The following is a 1,838-nucleotide window of genomic DNA, read 5'->3' as shown; positions in this document are numbered from 1 at the left end:
GATTTTGAGTAACTTAGAGGCATTTATAAATTTTAAATCAATATGAAGATAAGAGTTGGTCTTACGTTTTTAGTTTTTACATTCATTTCATTCACTACAAAAGGACAGGATGGAATTGATGCATTTTTGGAGTCTGGTATTGAAGATGCTAATACTTTAGCACAAGGATATTTAGAGCCATTTTTGGGAAGTTTTAGCACAGGGTTAACAGGAGGCTGGTATAATACCGCCAAAGCCCATAAGTCTGCTGGGTTTGACCTAACCGTTACTGCAAACGCGGTTTACATCCCTAGTGATCAGTATTTTTACAAAGCTCAATTTAGTAATTTGACCTATGACCCTTCAGGACCACAAGTTTCTCCAACTATTTTTGGACCTGAGGGTAGCGCTACTCAACCAACTTATAACTATACAATTACTGAGGAGGGACAGACTTATTCTGGCTCATTTCAGGGTCCTGAAGGGATTGGATTGAAAGAAAACTTTCCAATTCAAGCAATGCCAGTTCCAATGGCACAATTGGGTATTGGAATAATAAAAAATACTGATATAAAAATTAGATGGACTCCTAAGTTTGATATAGGAGATAATGGAGATTTTAAATTAATAGGATTTGCCGTAATGCATGATGTTAAGCAGCACATACCAGGTATTAAGGATTTACCTTTTGATCTTTCTGCACTTATAGGATTTACAGATATTTCAATTAACTACGATGTTGCCGCAGAAAGCACTCCTACGAGTTCTCCAGCTCAAGATGAAGTTAAAACAGATAATGGTAAAGGTGTTGTTGATATGAATGCTTGGACAATTCAGGGAATTATTTCTAAAAAATTCTCAGTACTGACAGTGTATGGTGGATTAGGTTATAATATTATAAAGTCTGAAATGGGGCTTAAAGGAGATTATGAAATAGAGGATAGTGCCACAAGTACTACAAGAAGTTATACTGATCCTTTATTAGTTACCTACAAGCAAAGTGGGCCAAGAATGACAGCTGGGTTCAGACTAAAATTAGCCATCTTGACCTTGCATGCTGATTATACTTTGCAGAAATATAATACACTGTCTTTAGGGATTGGCTTTGCTGTTAGGTAATAATCGAAATTGAAGTACGAAAAAGGGCCGGATTAAATCCGGCCCTTTTTTTATTTTCCTTTATAATCAGGTTTTCTTTTTTCAATGAAAGCCTGCATTCCTTCCTTCTGATCTTCTGTGGCAAAGGCCAAATAAAAATTCTTCCTTTCAAAGGTTAAGCCTTCATCCAGATGGGTTTCGAATGATCTGTTAACTGCTTCCTTGGCTAATTGAGCAGCAATAGGTGACATTTGAGCAATTTCCTTAGCCAGTTGAGTGGCTTCATACATATACATTTCTACAGGCACAACTTTATTTACAAGCCCATACTGTTGAGCTTCTTCACCAGAAATAAACCTGCCGGTAAGTACCAATTCCATTGCCTTAGCTTTCCCAATGGCATTTGTTAATCTTTGTGTGCCTCCAGCGCCAGGCATCACTCCAATTTTTATTTCAGGCTGACCAAACTTGGCAGTTTCAGAAGCAATGATCATATCACAAGTCATAGCCAATTCACAACCGCCACCCAGTGCAAAACCACTAACTGCAGCAATCAATGGTTTTTTTGTTTTTCTGATCTGATCCCAGGTGCTGAACTGATCAATCTTAAGCATGTCTATGGCTGTTTTATCTGCCATTTGCTTGATGTCAGCTCCAGCTGCAAAGGCCTTTTCATTTCCAGTGATAATTATTGCTCTCACATTATCATCACTGTCTAGTTCTTTAAGAGCATCTCTGAGCTCGCTCATGAGTTGAAGATT

The 1,838-nt window shown here is 37.8% G+C and carries 2 protein-coding genes; one reads left to right on the top strand and one right to left on the bottom strand.

Annotation, left to right across the window (positions count from 1 at the left end):
• Positions 1-42: 42 nt before the first annotated feature.
• Positions 43-1,098, top strand: coding sequence for a DUF6588 family protein (locus tag E1140_RS00475; protein ID WP_155177993.1), 1,056 nt, complete (start codon positions 43-45; stop codon positions 1,096-1,098).
• 50 nt (positions 1,099-1,148) lie between these two features.
• Here the strand turns inward: E1140_RS00475 and E1140_RS00470 are convergent.
• On the bottom strand, positions 1,149-1,838 hold a 690-nt coding region (locus E1140_RS00470), incomplete at its 5' end, for an enoyl-CoA hydratase-related protein (protein ID WP_155177992.1).

This window comes from Fulvivirga lutimaris, assembly GCF_009711525.1.
Classification (GTDB): domain Bacteria; phylum Bacteroidota; class Bacteroidia; order Cytophagales; family Cyclobacteriaceae; genus Fulvivirga; species Fulvivirga lutimaris.
This window is presented reverse-complemented; position numbering and strand designations above follow the sequence as displayed.